This window comes from Moraxella sp. I5G, from assembly GCF_055193055.1.
In genome coordinates, this window is record NZ_JBUXLH010000004.1 from 47599 (window position 1) to 63024 (window position 15426).

The following is a 15426-nucleotide window of genomic DNA, read 5'->3' on the forward strand; positions in this document are numbered from 1 at the left end:
TTCGCCAAAACGAATATGGGAATGCTTTGATTGTTTATTGTGCATTTAAAGCTTGGGTATTGATTTCTACTTTTTTGGTGTCTTTTAAATATTGCAGATAATCAGATAGCTGGTCTTGACCTGCATTAGAACGAATGACAAACTGGATTTGCATTCTTTGCGCTTTGTCAAGTTGGCTTTGACTGTTGGCAACAATTTTGCTACCCACCATTAAACTTGCGCCCTCATCCGTCTGCACAGCCCATAATGACACATCACCATCATCTTGACTAAACAAACTGGCTTTTTCAGCAGCATTCAAAGCAGGGCTTTGTACGCTCACCACGCCTATACTGGCATCTTTGGTTGCTAACGCCTTAGGATTGCCTTTATTTTCAGCAATTTTTGACAAAACTGCTTCATAGGCCAACTGGCTTGCTTTTTCTTTGGTAATCAACAATTTTACTTGATTAGTTGCTTCTTCTAGGCTTAAATTTTTAGCAGCTTGATAGTTATCTGCTTGTATCCATAAAGTCTTACCCGCTACGTCAAGATTGACACTGGTTGTTTTTTCAGCAAGAGATTTTTCATCAAAGGCAGCTGCAAGTACCGTAGGCATGGATAATTCAGTTTGATTATTTTCTTGAGGGTAAGATGCAATCGTTTTCACCGTCATATTCATTTCTTTGGCAATATCGCTAATACCCATGCCATCGGTTGCCATGTTATTAATTTTGGCAATGGTTTCTTTAATGGCATCATCACGCTTTTGGGCTATGGCAAGACGGGTTAATTCATCTTTAACGCTGTCAAAGGTTGGCGCATCAGAAGCTTTTAGCACCTTAAAAATTTGTACACCAAAAGCCGTTTTTACAGGCTCACTAACATCACCTACTGCTAATTTTTGAATAACACCGCTAACCATTTGGGCATCTTGACCAAAAACATCCGGATTAAATGCGCCAATCGCCCCACCTGTCTTGCCCGTTGGGTCGTCAGAGTAGGTTTTAGCAAGTGATTCAAAAGATTCACCTTTGGCTAATTTTTCGCTAATCTCTTTGGCTTTGGCGTCAGCGTCTGTACCTGTTAATAAAATTTGAGCCAGCTCTTTTGTACCTGCACCTACACTTTGCAAATAAATCTGATATTGTGCTTGCAGCTCTTCTTGAGTGGGCGCTTCAGCTTTAATGGCGTCCTTATCCAATTCTAGATAATTGAGTGTGATGGTTGCTGGTATTTTCAACTCAGCTTTATGAGCTTCATAATAACTTTTAATTTCATCATCACCAACGCTGACTTTATCAGCAAAATCTTGCCAAGAATAACGATATAACCAAACTTCACGGTTTTTTGATTGTAAATCAATCAAACGGCTGATTTGCCATTCTGGATAAATTGCCTGACTTAAAATACTGCTTGTTAATTGCCGCAAACTTAATTGAGTGCGAAAAATTTCAAACAACATCTTATTTGTCATGCCACGACTTTGCAGATATTGAGCGAATAACTCATTGGAAAAATTTCCATTTTCATCGGCAAAGCTTGGGTCTGTTTGTAGCAATCGAGTAATGGTCTCATCTGAGATGCTCATGCCCAAAAATTTTGCTTGATTTTCCAATAAAGCACGCGACACAATACTTTCTAGCACTTCGTCAGCCAGCGCCTTCTCGTTAATTAGACTAGGGTCTGTTGTTTCTTGCAAACGGGCTTTTCTATTAGCCAGTTCATTGTTATACTCTGAGATGCTAATGGCTGTTTTATCCACTTTGACCATGTCATTATGACCAATATGACCACCAAAATCTAAATTAGCCACCCCTAAAAAAGCCATTGGGGCAAGTACAATCAACAAAACCAGCTTACCCAGCCAGCTTTGCATAAATTCACGCATTTTTTCCATAGAAAACCGTTTATTATGTTTATAAAAACACTTAAAAAAAATGTTAAATCAAAGGTTCTATGATACGCTATTTTAGAAAATTTTCAAAATATTTTTGGAACTTTAATAAAAAAACGCACTGATTAACAGTGCGTCTTACAAAAAAAGAGTAAATTATTTTTTAGCTTTTTTGGCTTTTGGTTCAACATTAACCGCATCTTTTAAGCCTTTACCAGCTTTAAAGCTTGGTACTTTGCTAGCTGCGATTTGTAAAGGTTCACCAGTTTTTGGGTTACGACCGGTGCGAGCAGCACGCTCTTTAACAGTAAATGTACCAAAACCTACCAATACAACGTCGTCGCCTTTTTCTAAGGTAGCTTGAACGCTTGCGGTAAAAGCATTTAGCGCTTTAGTTGCTTGGTCCTTAGTAAGACCTGCTTGGCTTGCAATGCTATCAACTAATTCTGACTTATTCATAATAAATCCTCATTGGGAAAATAAACGTAAATCCATCTTCCAAAATTGTAACCTTTTGGCGAAAATGGCTGCTAAATTTTTGAAAATTGTCAATACAACACTCAATTTGTTGCATTGTAAAAGCAAGAGGCTTATTTTACAAGGGGTATATGTTATTTTTTATAGATTTTTTCACAAAATTTCTATGAAAAAGTGAAAATTTAGCAATAAAACTAAATTTTACGTGGTTAAAACGATAAAATTAAACTGAAATGGTTTACTTTTTGGCTTGATGACTTTATTATTTGTTGTTATTATCAAAGAATGATTGAAGTTTTATGAATCAAAATCAATACACACCCAACACTCCAAACCCAGACTTTGAAAAAAAACCAGCAGGGCTAGCTCGTGGATTATTAAATATTTTATTGGTGTTTTTAGAATCTGCCATCACTTTGGTTTTGCGTTTTGACCCAAAACTTAGAAAACTGGCTTACCCTTTAGCTAGTGAAAACGTCGTGGTTTGCATTCGGACTTATTTGCCACATAGTGAGATTTACGCTACTTTTGGCTATCGGGGAGTATTGCTTGATGACCGTCTACCCGCCAGTAAAACCATGGCAGATATTACCATCAATGGCTATACATTCCAGTTGATTAACATGCTAACCAATCACAGCAGTAGTTCAGTTGATGCGCTGCAAATACGTGGAGAAGCCAAACAGGTTGCTCAACTTAAGGCGTTTTTAACCCAGCTTGGTGTGGGTGGTGTGATTGCTAATGTTTTGCAAACCATTAAAGGCAGCCAAAAAAAACCAACCGAAGAGGAAAAACAGCAAAAACAAGAAAATTATAAAGCTAAAATTGCTGAACAGCAAACAATTATTGACAATTTAACCATTGAAAATCACAAACTTAACACCATGATTTTGGAGATGCAAAGCAAACAAAAAACCCTTAAGCTTACGCTAATTATAATGGGAATTTTGGCAATATTAGCAATCATTGCAAATTTTATTTGGTAACATACATCATCCAACTCAATCAAATACAATAATTTTATATATCATTTAATAAAAATGGGGCAATTTGCAAAAGCCCTATTTTTTCATGTTCTTTAAATGGTAAGCGTCTTTGGCTAATATGCCAGTTTTTTGTATAAACTGCAAGAATATCTAAATCTGCTTTGACTTGACTTATAGTAACTTGATTGGTTTGCAATTGATTATTTTGCAGTTTATTTCTACCACACTGTATTTCAATTTTTTTTAATTCACTATTTAATTGCTGATGATGTTGTAGACAATTTAATTGGATTAAAATACAAGCATTATAATATATTAAATTAGTTTTTTTGGTATAATCTGGACTAATGGTAATATCCGAAAAATAGCACTCGCCCATATTTTTTAAATGCGATTTTGTGATACTCCATATATTTTCACTATCAAAATTACTTCCAAACAATATGACCAATTGGCTAATATCGCTAATTTGGCTAATCTCTTTGATATCTATCATTTTATTATTTTATTTTTGACGAATAATTTTCACACCTACCGACTCTGCATTAAAAATCGCCTGCGGTTTTTTGATGGTTAATTCAATTTTTGTGCATGGATAATGCTCCAAAATATACTGACAAATTTTTTCAGCTAAAAACTCAATTAATTTTGCTTGAGTTTGATGACATATTTCTTCTATTTTGGTACAAATTTCCTTATAATCAATTGTGTCATTTACATCATCACTTTGACCTGCTTTTTGAATATCATAGGTCAATTTAACATCAATTAACAATAATTGATTAATTTGACGTTCCCATGAATATACGCCAATAACGGTATTGATTTTTAAATTATTAATAAAAATTTCATCACTCATAGTTATATTTTCCAAAATATTATTAAGATTTATGTTTAATTAAGTCGATACTGTAAATAATTAATCCCAGCCAAATTAAACTAAATACTAATAATTTTTTAATATCAAATCCTTCATGATAATAAAAAATTGCTAACAAAAAAACGATACTTGGTGTTAAATAATTTAAAAAAGATAACGTATTAAAGGCCACCCATCTTGTTGCTTGATTGTATAATAAAAGCGGAATGAGTGTAATTGGCCCTGCTAAGGTTAAAAGCCAAACATCATAAGAAAACCAAAAATCCAAATGGGAACTTTTTACATCGGTTGTTAAAAGCCAACCTAAACACAGCGGAACTAATAGCAACGTTTCTAAAAATAATCCATCAATAGCATTAAATGGTGTTTGGCGTTGAATGACTCCATAAATACCAAAAGATAATGGCAACAAAAGACTAATCCACGACAGTCCGCCAAGCCAAAGTATCTGAATTAAAATTGCTGCCGTTGCCAGTGCTACTGCTATTTTTTGAAACGTTCGCAAGCGTTCGCCAAACAAAATCACTGACAACCACACCCCAAAAAGTGGATTGATAAAATACCCCAAACTTGCTTCTAAAATCTGATTATGTGCTACTGCCCACACATAAATCAGCCAATTACTTGCTATTAATAAAGACGCTAAAAAAGCAAAAGCTAGCCATCTTGGGTGTTGTCGCATCATAGCAAGCCATTGGGTTCGCCGACCCACAATCATTACAAAAAGTAGTACAACAAACGTCCAAATTATTCGATGAACGATAACTTCCGATGCAGAATAATCAGATAATTCTTTAAAATATAAAGGAAAAATTCCCCAAATTAAAAAGGCAGTTAATGCGCAAATTAACCCATTTGGTGTGGTTTTGACAGACATGTTATTGTATCGTAATATCCAGTCCAACGCTGTTTGCTAACGCTGCAAAGTTTGGAAAACTGGTAGCGACGGTTTCGGTACCATGAATAATAATTGTCTCTTTTGCTCGGCAGCTTGCCACTGCAAAACTCATAGCAATGCGATGGTCGTGATGAGACATAATTTCACCACCTGTAAAAATATCGGTTTTTTCTTTGTTTTTGCCCTTGCCTTTAATAATAATACCATCATCCAGCACGGTACACGAAATACCTAAAGTCGTTAAACCTTCTGCCATTACTGCAATACGGTCTGACTCTTTAACACGAAGCTCTTTTGCGCCTGTTAATTTGGTTGTACCTATTGCACAACTTGCCGCAATAAACAGTATAGGAAATTCATCAATTGCCAGTGGAACGAGATGCTCTGGGATTTTGATACCTTGCAATTTGGACGGACGCACTATAATGTCAGCAATTGGTTCACCGCCAACAGTCTGCTCATTACAGATGGTAATATCAGCATTCATTAATTTTAGAATATCAATTACACCTGTACGCGTTGGATTCATACCAACTTTTTGCAAGGTAATGCCGTCGCCTTGTCCAATTGCCGCCAGTACCATAAAAAACGCTGCGCTAGAAATATCAGCAGGCACCACAATATCACAAGCTGTTAAACGACCACCGCCTGTAACGCTGATTTTATTACCATTTACAGCAATTGGATAACCAAAGGCATTTAACATACGTTCAGTATGGTCACGACTGACCTCAGGTTCAGTAATCGTGGTTGTGCCATTTACCCATAGTGATGCCAAGATTAAACAAGATTTAATTTGAGCGGATGCCACTGGTAATGTGTAGTCAATCGCTGTCAAGGTTTGACTGCCAAAGATAGATAAAGGAGCTGTGCCTTTTTCGCCTGTCGTCTGTATTTTTGCGCCCATCAAGCGTAACGGGGATGCTACACGTTCCATGGGACGTTTGGATAAACTTGCATCGCCAGTCATCACACTGTCAAATTTTTGAGCTGATAAAATCCCTGCCAATAAGCGCATACTAGTACCAGAATTTCCCATATATAACGGGTTTTTTGGAGCTTGTAGCCCATCAATACCTACACCATAAATAGTAACTTTATCACCATCTCGGTGAATTTCCACGCCCATATCACTAAAGGCTTGTAGTGTTGCCAATGCATCTTCACCTTCCAAAAACCCTGTAATGTGTGTTACACCATCTGCCAGCGCCCCAAACATAATACTGCGATGTGAAATGGACTTATCGCCAGGAACACTGATGGTGCCACTGATAAAACTGCTTGGGTTAATGTGATAACTTTGCTGGGTCATGGAGTTTTCCTTGTTGATTGATTGATTTGCTAGCAACATATATCCAAAATGACGACGGGCATCTCGAGCAGTACCTAAATGTCGTAAAATTTCTTCAGAATTCTCATCTTCAATTAAAATTTTTAGTTGATTTAAATGCTCAGTAAATTTATCCAATGCAGTCAATAACGCCGTTTTATTTGCCAAAAATATATCATGCCACATAATCGGCGAACTGGCAGCAATTCGGCTAAAATCACGAAACCCGCCTGCGGCATAACGAAAAATATCCAAATTATCATCATGACGCGCCATTTGGTCGGTCAAAGTAAAAGCAATTAAATGTGGCAAATGACTGGTATAAGCCAGCACTTCATCATGACGAATACTATCCATAAACACCACATCAGCACCAATAGACTGCCAAAGTGTTTGGACAACCAATAAAGCGTTTTGATTGGTATGAGCATCTGGACAAATGATTACTTTGTGACCCAAAAATAACTTGGGATTTCGGGCATAAAAACCAGAATTTTCTGCGCCAGCGATTGGATGAGCGGGAATAAAATTGGGCAGCTGATTTCCAAAAACTTGTTTGACGTCCTCAAGAATATTGACTTTAGTGCTGCCAACATCAGTAATAATACACTCTTTATTAACATCGCCAGACATCATAGCATGTTTAATTGCCTGCAAAATAGCATGCACTGACTTTACAGGCACAGCCAGCAAAATTACATCTGCTGATGTAATGCCCTGATATACATCTGTAAAACCGTTGTGTAATACCTTCGCTAAAACAGCCGCATTAACACTGTCTTGATTAAAATCCACACCAACAATGGTTTGACACAAAGGTTTTTGGGGGTGATTGGTGTTGTAATCTTTAATTGCTTGAGCAAAACTAGCTCCGATAAGCCCAAGCCCAATCACACACAAACGCCCACACACAGGATACTGCATTACAAACTCCGCTTTTATAATACAGCTTTTGGATAAGAACCTAATACTCGTAATTCTTTTACCAAGGGACGAATTTCCTCAATGGCAGCCTTAACGTTTTTATCTTCAATGTGTCCATTCATATCAATAAAGAATACATAAGCCCATTTATTAGGACGCTCTGGGCGGGTTTCAATACTGGTCATTGATACACCATGGCGTTTTAATGGCTCTAAAATTTCAATCAAAGCGCCAGTACGGTCAGCACTGGATACCAAAATCGATGTTTTATCTTGACCTGAAGGCGCGGTATCTTCTTTGCCAATGATTAAAAACCGTGTGGTGTTGTTAGGATTATCTTCAATGTTTTCATGAAGTTTGTGTAAACCATATTCAGCCACCGCTACATCGCCTGCAATCGCTGCTGAATGCCATTCATTTTTGAGTCGTCTAGCAGCTTCGCCATTTGATGATACGGCAATGCGTTCCACATTAGGAAAATGCGTATCTAGCCAATGACGGCACTGGGCAAGTGATTGTTGGTGAGAATAAATTTTACTTAAACTATCTACTTTGGTATGTTCGGCAACTAAGAAATTATGATGAATCGGCATTTCCACTTCGCCGATAATTTTTAGATTGGAATTTAAAAAGGCATCAAGAGTATGATTAACCACACCTTCTGATGAGTTTTCTACAGGAACAACACCATACATTGCTGAACCTGCTTCGACTTCACGAAAAACATCGGTAATGGTTGCTAAAGGTGCAGTTGTTGCCGCTTTACCAAAATGTTTTAAAGCAGCTGCATGAGTAAAGGTGCCAATAGGTCCTAAAAAAGCTACTTTTTGTGGTGCCTCTAACTCCAAACACACCGACATAATTTCACGAAATAAGCGAGCCATTTTTTCGCCACTCAGCGGTCCTGAATTTCTTGCCATCACCGCTTTTAATACCTGGGCTTCACGTTCTGGACGATAAAATATTGGGTCATTCTCGTGATTTTTTTTGACATTGGCAACTTCTTGGGCAATCTTTGCGCGCTGATTAATTAAGGTTTGGATTTGCTCATCAATAGTGTCAATTTGATTGCGTAAAGTAGAAATTGCATTAGTGTCTAAAATGCCAGTTTTATGAGTCATAATAAATCCCGAGTTTTTATAAAAAATGTAGCAATGATACATGATTTTTAGGTTAAACGGTAGTATTATTTAACGACGTGCCATTTGATGGGTGGTTTGTTAAATCCAGCCTTTTTAATCTCAAAGCATTTAACATTACCGAAATAGAACTCATAGCCATCGCCGACGCTGCTATCATTGGATTTAATAACCCAATTGCTGCAAAACTAATCCCTAGGATATTATAAATAAAAGCAAAAAAAAGGTTTTGTTTAATATTACGCAAGGTTAATTTGGATATTTTTTGTGCATAATAAGCATGCACCAAAGCATCGCCCATCAGCTGAACACTGGCGGTTTGTTTAGCAACATCAGACGCTTGACCTACGGCAAAACTTGCGTCAGCCTGAGCCATAGCAGGCGCGTCATTAATGCCATCACCAATCATAGCAATTTTTTTACCCTTATCCTGCATCTGTTTAATTTTACTAGCTTTATCATTAGGTAGCATCTGTGCAAAAGCCTGTGATAATGACAATTCTTGAGAAACCCAATCAACCACAGTTTTTTTATCGCCACTCATCATTACCACATCAATATTTTCTTTTTTAAGTTGATTAACCACAATATGAGTATCTAATTTGATGGTATCTAGCAATGCAAAAATCGCAATCGCTTGTTGATTGATTAAAAGCCCCACAATACTGGCTTTTTGATAAATATCATCTTTTGGCAAACTATTTTGGTTCAAACCCACAAAATCCAGTGTGCCAATCTTTACAGTGCCAATATTTTTGATTTTGCCAACCAACCCTTGACCTATCTGTGATGAGACGTTTTCAACTGGATATAACGGTAAATTTTTATCATGAGCAGCTTGAACAATACTTTGTGCTAATGGATGATTAGCGTGTGTTTCCAAACTGGCACTAATACTTAAAATCTTATCAAAATCCCATGTGTCATCTAAAATTTTATACGCTTGCAAACTAGGCTTACCTGTTGTTAATGTGCCTGTTTTATCAAAAACCATCGTATCAATACTGCCAGCAGTTTCAAGACTGATTGCATCTTTAAAAACAACCCCATGTTTAACCCCAAGCCCCATTCCAACCATAATCGCCGCAGGCGTGGCAATCCCTAACGCACAAGGACACGCAATCACTAGTACTGCCACTGCTCTCATTAAGGCATTTTCCATATCAATGCCAAAATATAAATTTACTAATAAAGTTAGCAAAGAAACACTCACCACAACTGGCACAAAAACACTCGCCACTTTATCAGCAACTCGGGCAATTTTAGCTTTGGTGTTTTGAGCATCTGATAAAGCTTTGGCAACATCACCCAAAACGCTGTTTTGACCTGTGGCTACTGCCTGATACTCAAGACTACCCTCGCTAATCAGACTACCTGCCAGCAGTTTATCACCTACTTTTTTAACTAAAACCATACTTTCGCCGGTCAAATGGGCTTCATCAGCGTATCCCAAACCGTTTACCACTATGCCATCAACAGCAATTCTATCGCCTGTGCGCGCCAATAAAATATCAGCGGGCTTTACCAAGGTAACAGCGATTTTCTGCCAGTGGTCATCTTTTTTTATGAGGACATCATCAGGCACTAAAGCCAAAAGGGTTGATAAACTGTTTAGGCTATTTTTTTTAGTACGGTTTTCCAAATACTTACCAAGACTCACAAATGCCATCACCATCACAGATGCTTCAAAATAGACGTTTATCGTTTGATGGTGGACATGTTCGCCATGTTGCAGCCAAACATAAGTTGAATATGCCCAAATCACAGTTGTTGCCAGTGCCACCAATACATCCATATTGGCAAGACCGCCTTTAATACTTGCCCATGCCCCTTTGTAAAAATGCCCACCAAACCCAAATTGCACCAGTGTTGCCAACACAAACTGCAACCAAATTGGTGGCATAAATGCATGACTGCCAAACAGCATACCAAACATGCCTACCCAAAATGGCAACGACAATGCCCAAAGACCTAACAGTGAATAAGGGATGGTGCTGACTTGGGCAGCCGATACCGAATCTTGCATCAAAACCGCATCAAAACCTGCTTTTTTAATCCAACCAATGATTTCATCAATTGTTGTTTTGCTATCATCAAATGTAATATTTGCAGACTCACCTGCAAAATTAACACTTGCCATTTCAATGGACGATTTTTTATTAAGCACTTTTTCGATACGGCTAGCACAGGCTTGACACGTCATACCACTAATGGCGACATTAATTGTTTGCTTGTTATCCATAATTAGCCCCAAATTAAAAACCAATAAAAAAACCAAGTAAAACTTGGCTTTTATAGAAAATAAAGAAACTTGTTTTTAAGATTCCACATCAAAACCAATATCTTCTATAGTTTGGACAATTTGTAGTTTATCAAGGGCGTTTTCATCATAATCAATAATTGCCTGTTTTGTATCCAAATTTACAAATGCATTTTTTACACCACAAAGCTCATCCATGGCTTGTTGTACTGCTTTAACACACCCCTGACAAGTCATGCCTTGTATTTGTAAAGTAATCTGTTTCATAATAAAGTTCCAAAACGTTTAGCTTTTTTGGCTTTTTGTATTTGACTGACAAAGCACCAATGAGGGTTTTGCTCAATCGCATTCATGATGGTTTGAGCATCCATGACGCTTTTATCAAAAACAACCGCTACCTGCTTATTTCTAAAATCAACTTCCACGTTTTCTACGCCTGTTAAAGATAAAAGGCTATCTTTGATGGCAGAAACACAACCACCACAATGAATGGTATCAATAGTTAAAGATAAAGTTAGTAGCGCTTGACTCATAAAGATTCTCTTTTATTTTAGATGGATTAAACTTGGAGTGTATAAACTGCCAATCAATTTGGGCAGTCTTTTACTGTAACCCACTTTACCCATAAAAGCAAGTACAACCAAAGGATAATCTAAAAGCTCAATTGCATCCTATTATGGCATCACAGCAATATTTTGCAAGCCAAGCGTTTCAGGTAATCCAAATAATAAATTCATATTTTGAATTGCCTGGCCTGCTGCCCCTTTAACTAAATTATCCTGTACCACAAGCACTGTCAACGTTTCTTGGGCATTATTCTGACAAATGGCGATTTTTAGGCGGTTTGATGCTCGTACTGAACGCGTATCTGGCAAACAGCCATTTGGTAGTACATCAATAAAGGGTTCATCTTGATAAACGCTGGCAAATACACTTTGCCAATCTATCGCCGCACCTTCTTTGCTCAAGGTTAAATGAATGGTGCTAAACATGCCACGAATCATAGGCACAAGGTGTGGTACAAAACGGATATGTTGGGGAAATTTTGCCGACAAAATATCAAAAATGCCCTGCTCAATTTCTGGTTGATGGCGATGACCTGCCACCCCATACGCCGAAAAATTATCTGAAAGCTCGCTAAACAAAAGCCCCATTTTTGCATTACGTCCCGCACCTGATACACCTGACTTTGCATCAATAACGATATGTTTACCAATTAATTGGGTATTTTGTTGATTTTGCATTTTGATGACAGGATTCAGCCCCAAAATTGCCGTAGTTGGATAACAACCAGGATTGCCAATCACATTTGCTGATTTTATTTTGTCACGATTGATTTCAGGTAAACCATACACTGCTTGACCAAGCACCTCAGGACAAGTGTGCAAAAGCCCATACCATTTACTAAAATCATCCAAATTTTGCAAACGAAAATCAGCTGCCAAATCAATGATTTTAGTATTATTATCCAGTAGTTTTTTGGCAGAATTCATTGCAACACCATGAGGCGTAGCAAAAAATACCACATCGCAACTGGCAAGCTTATCATCATTTGGCTCACTGAAAACAAGTTCGCTTGTAGGATAAAAATTTGCAAAAATATCACTGACCTTTTTGCCACCTTCTGACCGTGAAGTTAGTACGTCAATTTTGACATTTGGATGATGTGATAATAGCCGAATCAATTCCGCTCCTGTATACCCTGTACCTCCAACGATACCAACCTTGATTTTATGAGCCATATTCTTTCCTTACAAATCTTTATTAGTATTTACAAGCTATCCAAACCGCGCTGCAAATCACAAATGATGTCCTTGGCATCCTCAAGCCCAACAGACAAACGAATCAGTCCGTCATTGACACCTGCTTTTTGTCGTTGTTCAGAAGTCATGCGAAAATGGGTAGTGCTTGCTGGATGAGTGATGGTGGATTTAGCATCACCTAAATTGTTAGTAATGCTAATCATTTTAGTACTATCAATCACATGCCAAGCCGCAGTTTTATCCAGTACTTCAAACCCAATAATCGCCCCAAAAGCCGTTTTACCATCAAATTCAACATGCTGGCTTTTAACCAATTCATGTGATGGATAGTCAATCAACCCTGAAAAATGCACTTTTTTAACGTTGGGATGATTGCTTAAAAATTCAGCGACTTTTTCGGCGTTTTGACAATGAGTTTTCATGCGAAGTTTTAGAGTTTCCAACCCCTTTAATAGCACCCAAGCATTAAAAGGTGATAAGCTAATTCCGCCCGTTCTAACTACGGTAAAGGCTTTTTCCATCAGTTCATCGCATCCAACCAAAGCACCGCCAAGCACCCGACCTTGACCATCAATGTATTTGCTTGCTGAATGAATCACCACATCAGCGCCAAGTGTCAAGGGTTTTTGCACGATAGGCGTTGCAAAACAGTTATCAACAATTAGTAACGCATTGTTTTGATGGGCCAAATCCGCTAAAAAGCGAATGTCTGCAATTTGAGCCAAAGGATTGCTTGGACTTTCACAATACAAAACTTTGGTGTTAGGCTGAATGGCATTTTGCCAAGCTTTGTTATCAAAGCAATCTACATAACTGATTTCAATACCAAATGCTTTAAAATAAGTATCAAATAACGCCACTGATGACCCGAACAGCTGCTTGGCACATAAAAGATGGTCACCTGTTTTTAAATACGCCAAACACATTGTTAAAATTGCACCCATACCGCTGGCGGTTGCCACTGCTCGTTCGCCGTTTTCTAAAAGCGCTAAACGCCGCTCAAAAGCCCGTACGGTTGGATTGGTATGGCGTGAATAAATATTACCCTTTTTTGTACCATCAAAATGGTCAGCGGCATCTTTGGCAGATTGATAAACATAAGAGCTGGTAGTAAAAATTGCTTCGCTATGTTCGCCTTCATCAGTCCGATGATAGCCGCCGCGCACCGCAAGCGTTTGCTCAGCAAAATCTAAATCCAAATTCAAGGCATCTGATTGCCAGTTAGAGTCTACGATTGTCATTATTGCTCCATGTTCTTGAAATTATAGAAAAATCAAAGTATTGCAAATAAAATATTTTTATTAAAAATCTATTATATGCCTTTTTTTATCAAAATAGAAATGTTTTATTAATAATTTGCCGTTTATTTATCCAAACCCAAACGGTATTTTTTGATGCTAATTTTTTATTTTATTTTTAATATCGCGCTGACAGCTTGGATTAAATATTATTTTAGTGCTTTAATAAATTGATTAACATGATTGGTCAGCAGAATTGATAAAAGGGAATCAGTCTCATACTAACTCCCCATTTATAAAAACCTATTTACTCAATTGATTTAAAATCATAACCTAAATTTATCAGCCCTCCAAGAGACTTTGTCCTAAATAACCATTTTTTTCAAAGCCTGGTAACGTAAAGAAGTAACCACCTCCAAATGGGCTGATGTATTCTTCTAAAGGCTCGCCATTTAATAAATTTTGCACAAAAATAAAACCATCATCTAAATTTGCCTGATAGCAAATAAATATCAATCCCACATCAAGCTGGCTTGCCTTAGAAAGCCCTCGTGAATAGTTGTAAGGACGACGATACAACAAATGTTTTTTCATAAAATCAGGGTCACGTGAATTTGCCAAACGTATATGACTATCTTTAGGAATACTATCTCCATCAGGGTCTTTTTGATAGTCTGGCGTATCATGTTCATGTTTCATGCCAAGCGGTGCGCCACTGTATTTTTCACGTCCAAAAATTGTTTGTTGTTCCTGTAGAGGTGTTCTATCCCAAAACTCTACAAAATGCCGAATCAAGCGAACTGCTTGGTAGGTACCATTTTTTGTCCATGATGGTTCATCTTGGGCATTTTTGGCAACACCTGTCCACAAAACATCGTTAGCAACCTGAGCATTTGAAACGTCAGGGTTAGCAGACCCATCACGAAAACCAAACAAATTACGAGGGGCTTGATCTTGAGGAGACTTAGGTAAAAATCCATCAATACTCCATTTGATTGCTGCATAAGCGCTTAATTGCTTAATCAAATCACGCAGGGCATTTTGGCACGTTTCAGGGCTAAACGCACAAATTTGCAATGAAAAATCACCATCACACCAGTCACTTTGAAGCTTATCATTGGGGAAATCTTTCATTTGAGTTAAATGCTTGGGTTTTTTATCCGCCAATCCAAAACGTTTATCAAATAAACTTTCACCCACGCTTACCGTAATTGTCAAACCATCCGCTGGTATGGTTTGCCCTAAAATGCCGCTGCCAGACGGTGGAAGTTTTGGGTCTGGGTCATGCAGTTGCCCACCTTTGGTTAAAAATTCGATTCGCTGGCTGATAAGCCAAAACATTTTTTTAAGCTCATCAATGGTGTTAATACTAATATCAAACGCTGAAAATATTGCAAATGGTTGATGTGGCGTTGCAATTCCAGCTTGATGAACACCATAACAATCATAGCCTTGTGTAGAGTGCTCAGCTGGATTTTGAGGGCTATTTTGAGTGGTTTTTTGGTAACTTGATGTATTTTTATCACACGCTCCTAACACACCAGCAACAGTAAATGCGGTGGCAGTTTTTAATAAAGTGCGTCTTGGCATGTTTTCTAAAATAGACACAACAATCTCCTCATTTAGACAACCTAATAATTAGTAACTCATTTTTT

14 protein-coding genes are annotated in these 15426 nt (G+C 37.7%); 1 reads left to right on the plus strand and 13 read right to left on the minus strand.

What is annotated here, in order from left to right:
* Positions 1-34: 34 nt before the first annotated feature.
* Both ACZBKJ_RS03255 and ACZBKJ_RS03260 read right to left on the minus strand, forming a co-directional pair.
* Positions 35-1870 carry a peptidylprolyl isomerase gene (locus tag ACZBKJ_RS03255; RefSeq protein WP_463199493.1) on the minus strand — a complete coding sequence of 612 codons (1836 nt, stop codon included), beginning with the start codon at positions 1868-1870 and terminating at the stop codon, positions 35-37.
* A 162-nt stretch (positions 1871-2032) separates the two neighbouring features.
* Positions 2033-2335 (minus strand): HU family DNA-binding protein, encoded by a 303-nt coding sequence (locus ACZBKJ_RS03260; protein WP_463199494.1) that lies wholly within the window; start codon positions 2333-2335, stop codon positions 2033-2035.
* A gap of 317 nt (positions 2336-2652) precedes the next feature.
* Here ACZBKJ_RS03260 and ACZBKJ_RS03265 point away from each other — a divergent pair, with 317 nt between their 5' ends.
* On the plus strand, positions 2653-3339 hold the full coding sequence (locus tag ACZBKJ_RS03265; protein ID WP_463199495.1) for a hypothetical protein: 687 nt from the start codon (positions 2653-2655) through the stop codon (positions 3337-3339).
* Between the two features lie 34 nt (positions 3340-3373).
* Here the strand turns inward: ACZBKJ_RS03265 and ACZBKJ_RS03270 are convergent, their stop codons facing one another.
* The 11 genes from ACZBKJ_RS03270 to efeB form a co-directional block, all read right to left on the minus strand.
* Positions 3374-3835 carry a hypothetical protein gene (locus ACZBKJ_RS03270; protein ID WP_463199496.1) on the minus strand — a complete coding sequence of 154 codons (462 nt, stop codon included), beginning with the start codon at positions 3833-3835 and terminating at the stop codon, positions 3374-3376.
* A 9-nt stretch (positions 3836-3844) separates the two neighbouring features.
* A complete protein-coding gene (folB, locus tag ACZBKJ_RS03275) occupies positions 3845-4198 on the minus strand; it encodes a dihydroneopterin aldolase (protein WP_463199497.1) in 354 nt (117 codons plus the stop codon).
* Positions 4199-4220: 22 nt separating this feature from the next.
* Positions 4221-5096 carry an EamA family transporter RarD gene (rarD, locus tag ACZBKJ_RS03280; protein WP_463199498.1) on the minus strand — a complete coding sequence of 292 codons (876 nt, stop codon included), beginning with the start codon at positions 5094-5096 and terminating at the stop codon, positions 4221-4223.
* Between the two features lies 1 nt (position 5097).
* Positions 5098-7371 carry a bifunctional prephenate dehydrogenase/3-phosphoshikimate 1-carboxyvinyltransferase gene (locus ACZBKJ_RS03285; protein ID WP_463199499.1) on the minus strand — a complete coding sequence of 758 codons (2274 nt, stop codon included), beginning with the start codon at positions 7369-7371 and terminating at the stop codon, positions 5098-5100.
* A 14-nt stretch (positions 7372-7385) separates the two neighbouring features.
* Positions 7386-8492: a prephenate dehydratase gene (gene pheA / locus ACZBKJ_RS03290; RefSeq protein ID WP_463199500.1), complete on the minus strand. Its 1107-nt coding sequence runs from the start codon at positions 8490-8492 to the stop codon at positions 7386-7388.
* A 52-nt stretch (positions 8493-8544) separates the two neighbouring features.
* Positions 8545-10752, minus strand: coding sequence for a heavy metal translocating P-type ATPase (locus tag ACZBKJ_RS03295; protein WP_463199501.1), 2208 nt, complete (start codon positions 10750-10752; stop codon positions 8545-8547).
* A gap of 75 nt (positions 10753-10827) precedes the next feature.
* Positions 10828-11037 carry a heavy-metal-associated domain-containing protein gene (locus ACZBKJ_RS03300; protein WP_463199502.1) on the minus strand — a complete coding sequence of 70 codons (210 nt, stop codon included), beginning with the start codon at positions 11035-11037 and terminating at the stop codon, positions 10828-10830.
* Positions 11034-11303: a heavy-metal-associated domain-containing protein gene (locus ACZBKJ_RS03305; RefSeq protein WP_463199503.1), complete on the minus strand. Its 270-nt coding sequence runs from the start codon at positions 11301-11303 to the stop codon at positions 11034-11036. Before ACZBKJ_RS03305 ends, ACZBKJ_RS03300 begins: the two co-directional genes overlap by 4 nt.
* Positions 11304-11444: 141 nt before the next feature.
* On the minus strand, positions 11445-12512 hold the full coding sequence (gene argC / locus ACZBKJ_RS03310; protein ID WP_463199504.1) for an N-acetyl-gamma-glutamyl-phosphate reductase: 1068 nt from the start codon (positions 12510-12512) through the stop codon (positions 11445-11447).
* Between the two features lie 29 nt (positions 12513-12541).
* Complete coding sequence (locus tag ACZBKJ_RS03315) at positions 12542-13774, minus strand: O-succinylhomoserine sulfhydrylase (RefSeq protein ID WP_463199505.1); 1233 nt, start codon at positions 13772-13774, stop codon at positions 12542-12544.
* Between the two features lie 339 nt (positions 13775-14113).
* Positions 14114-15379, minus strand: coding sequence for an iron uptake transporter deferrochelatase/peroxidase subunit (gene efeB / locus ACZBKJ_RS03320; RefSeq protein ID WP_463199506.1), 1266 nt, complete (start codon positions 15377-15379; stop codon positions 14114-14116).
* Positions 15380-15426 lie beyond the last annotated feature (47 nt).

Coding starts and splice junctions, on each gene's coding strand:
- ACZBKJ_RS03265 (WP_463199495.1), top strand. CDS start 2,653: ATGAATCAAAATCAATACACACCCAACACTCCAAACCCAGACTTTGAA.
- ACZBKJ_RS03300 (WP_463199502.1), bottom strand. CDS start 11,037: ATGAAACAGATTACTTTACAAATACAAGGCATGACTTGTCAGGGGTGT.
- ACZBKJ_RS03270 (WP_463199496.1), bottom strand. CDS start 3,835: ATGATAGATATCAAAGAGATTAGCCAAATTAGCGATATTAGCCAATTG.
- ACZBKJ_RS03315 (WP_463199505.1), bottom strand. CDS start 13,774: ATGACAATCGTAGACTCTAACTGGCAATCAGATGCCTTGAATTTGGAT.
- ACZBKJ_RS03260 (WP_463199494.1), bottom strand. CDS start 2,335: ATGAATAAGTCAGAATTAGTTGATAGCATTGCAAGCCAAGCAGGTCTT.
- rarD (WP_463199498.1), bottom strand. CDS start 5,096: ATGTCTGTCAAAACCACACCAAATGGGTTAATTTGCGCATTAACTGCC.
- folB (WP_463199497.1), bottom strand. CDS start 4,198: ATGAGTGATGAAATTTTTATTAATAATTTAAAAATCAATACCGTTATT.
- ACZBKJ_RS03305 (WP_463199503.1), bottom strand. CDS start 11,303: ATGAGTCAAGCGCTACTAACTTTATCTTTAACTATTGATACCATTCAT.
- ACZBKJ_RS03285 (WP_463199499.1), bottom strand. CDS start 7,371: ATGCAGTATCCTGTGTGTGGGCGTTTGTGTGTGATTGGGCTTGGGCTT.
- ACZBKJ_RS03255 (WP_463199493.1), bottom strand. CDS start 1,870: ATGCGTGAATTTATGCAAAGCTGGCTGGGTAAGCTGGTTTTGTTGATT.
- ACZBKJ_RS03295 (WP_463199501.1), bottom strand. CDS start 10,752: ATGGATAACAAGCAAACAATTAATGTCGCCATTAGTGGTATGACGTGT.
- pheA (WP_463199500.1), bottom strand. CDS start 8,492: ATGACTCATAAAACTGGCATTTTAGACACTAATGCAATTTCTACTTTA.
- argC (WP_463199504.1), bottom strand. CDS start 12,512: ATGGCTCATAAAATCAAGGTTGGTATCGTTGGAGGTACAGGGTATACA.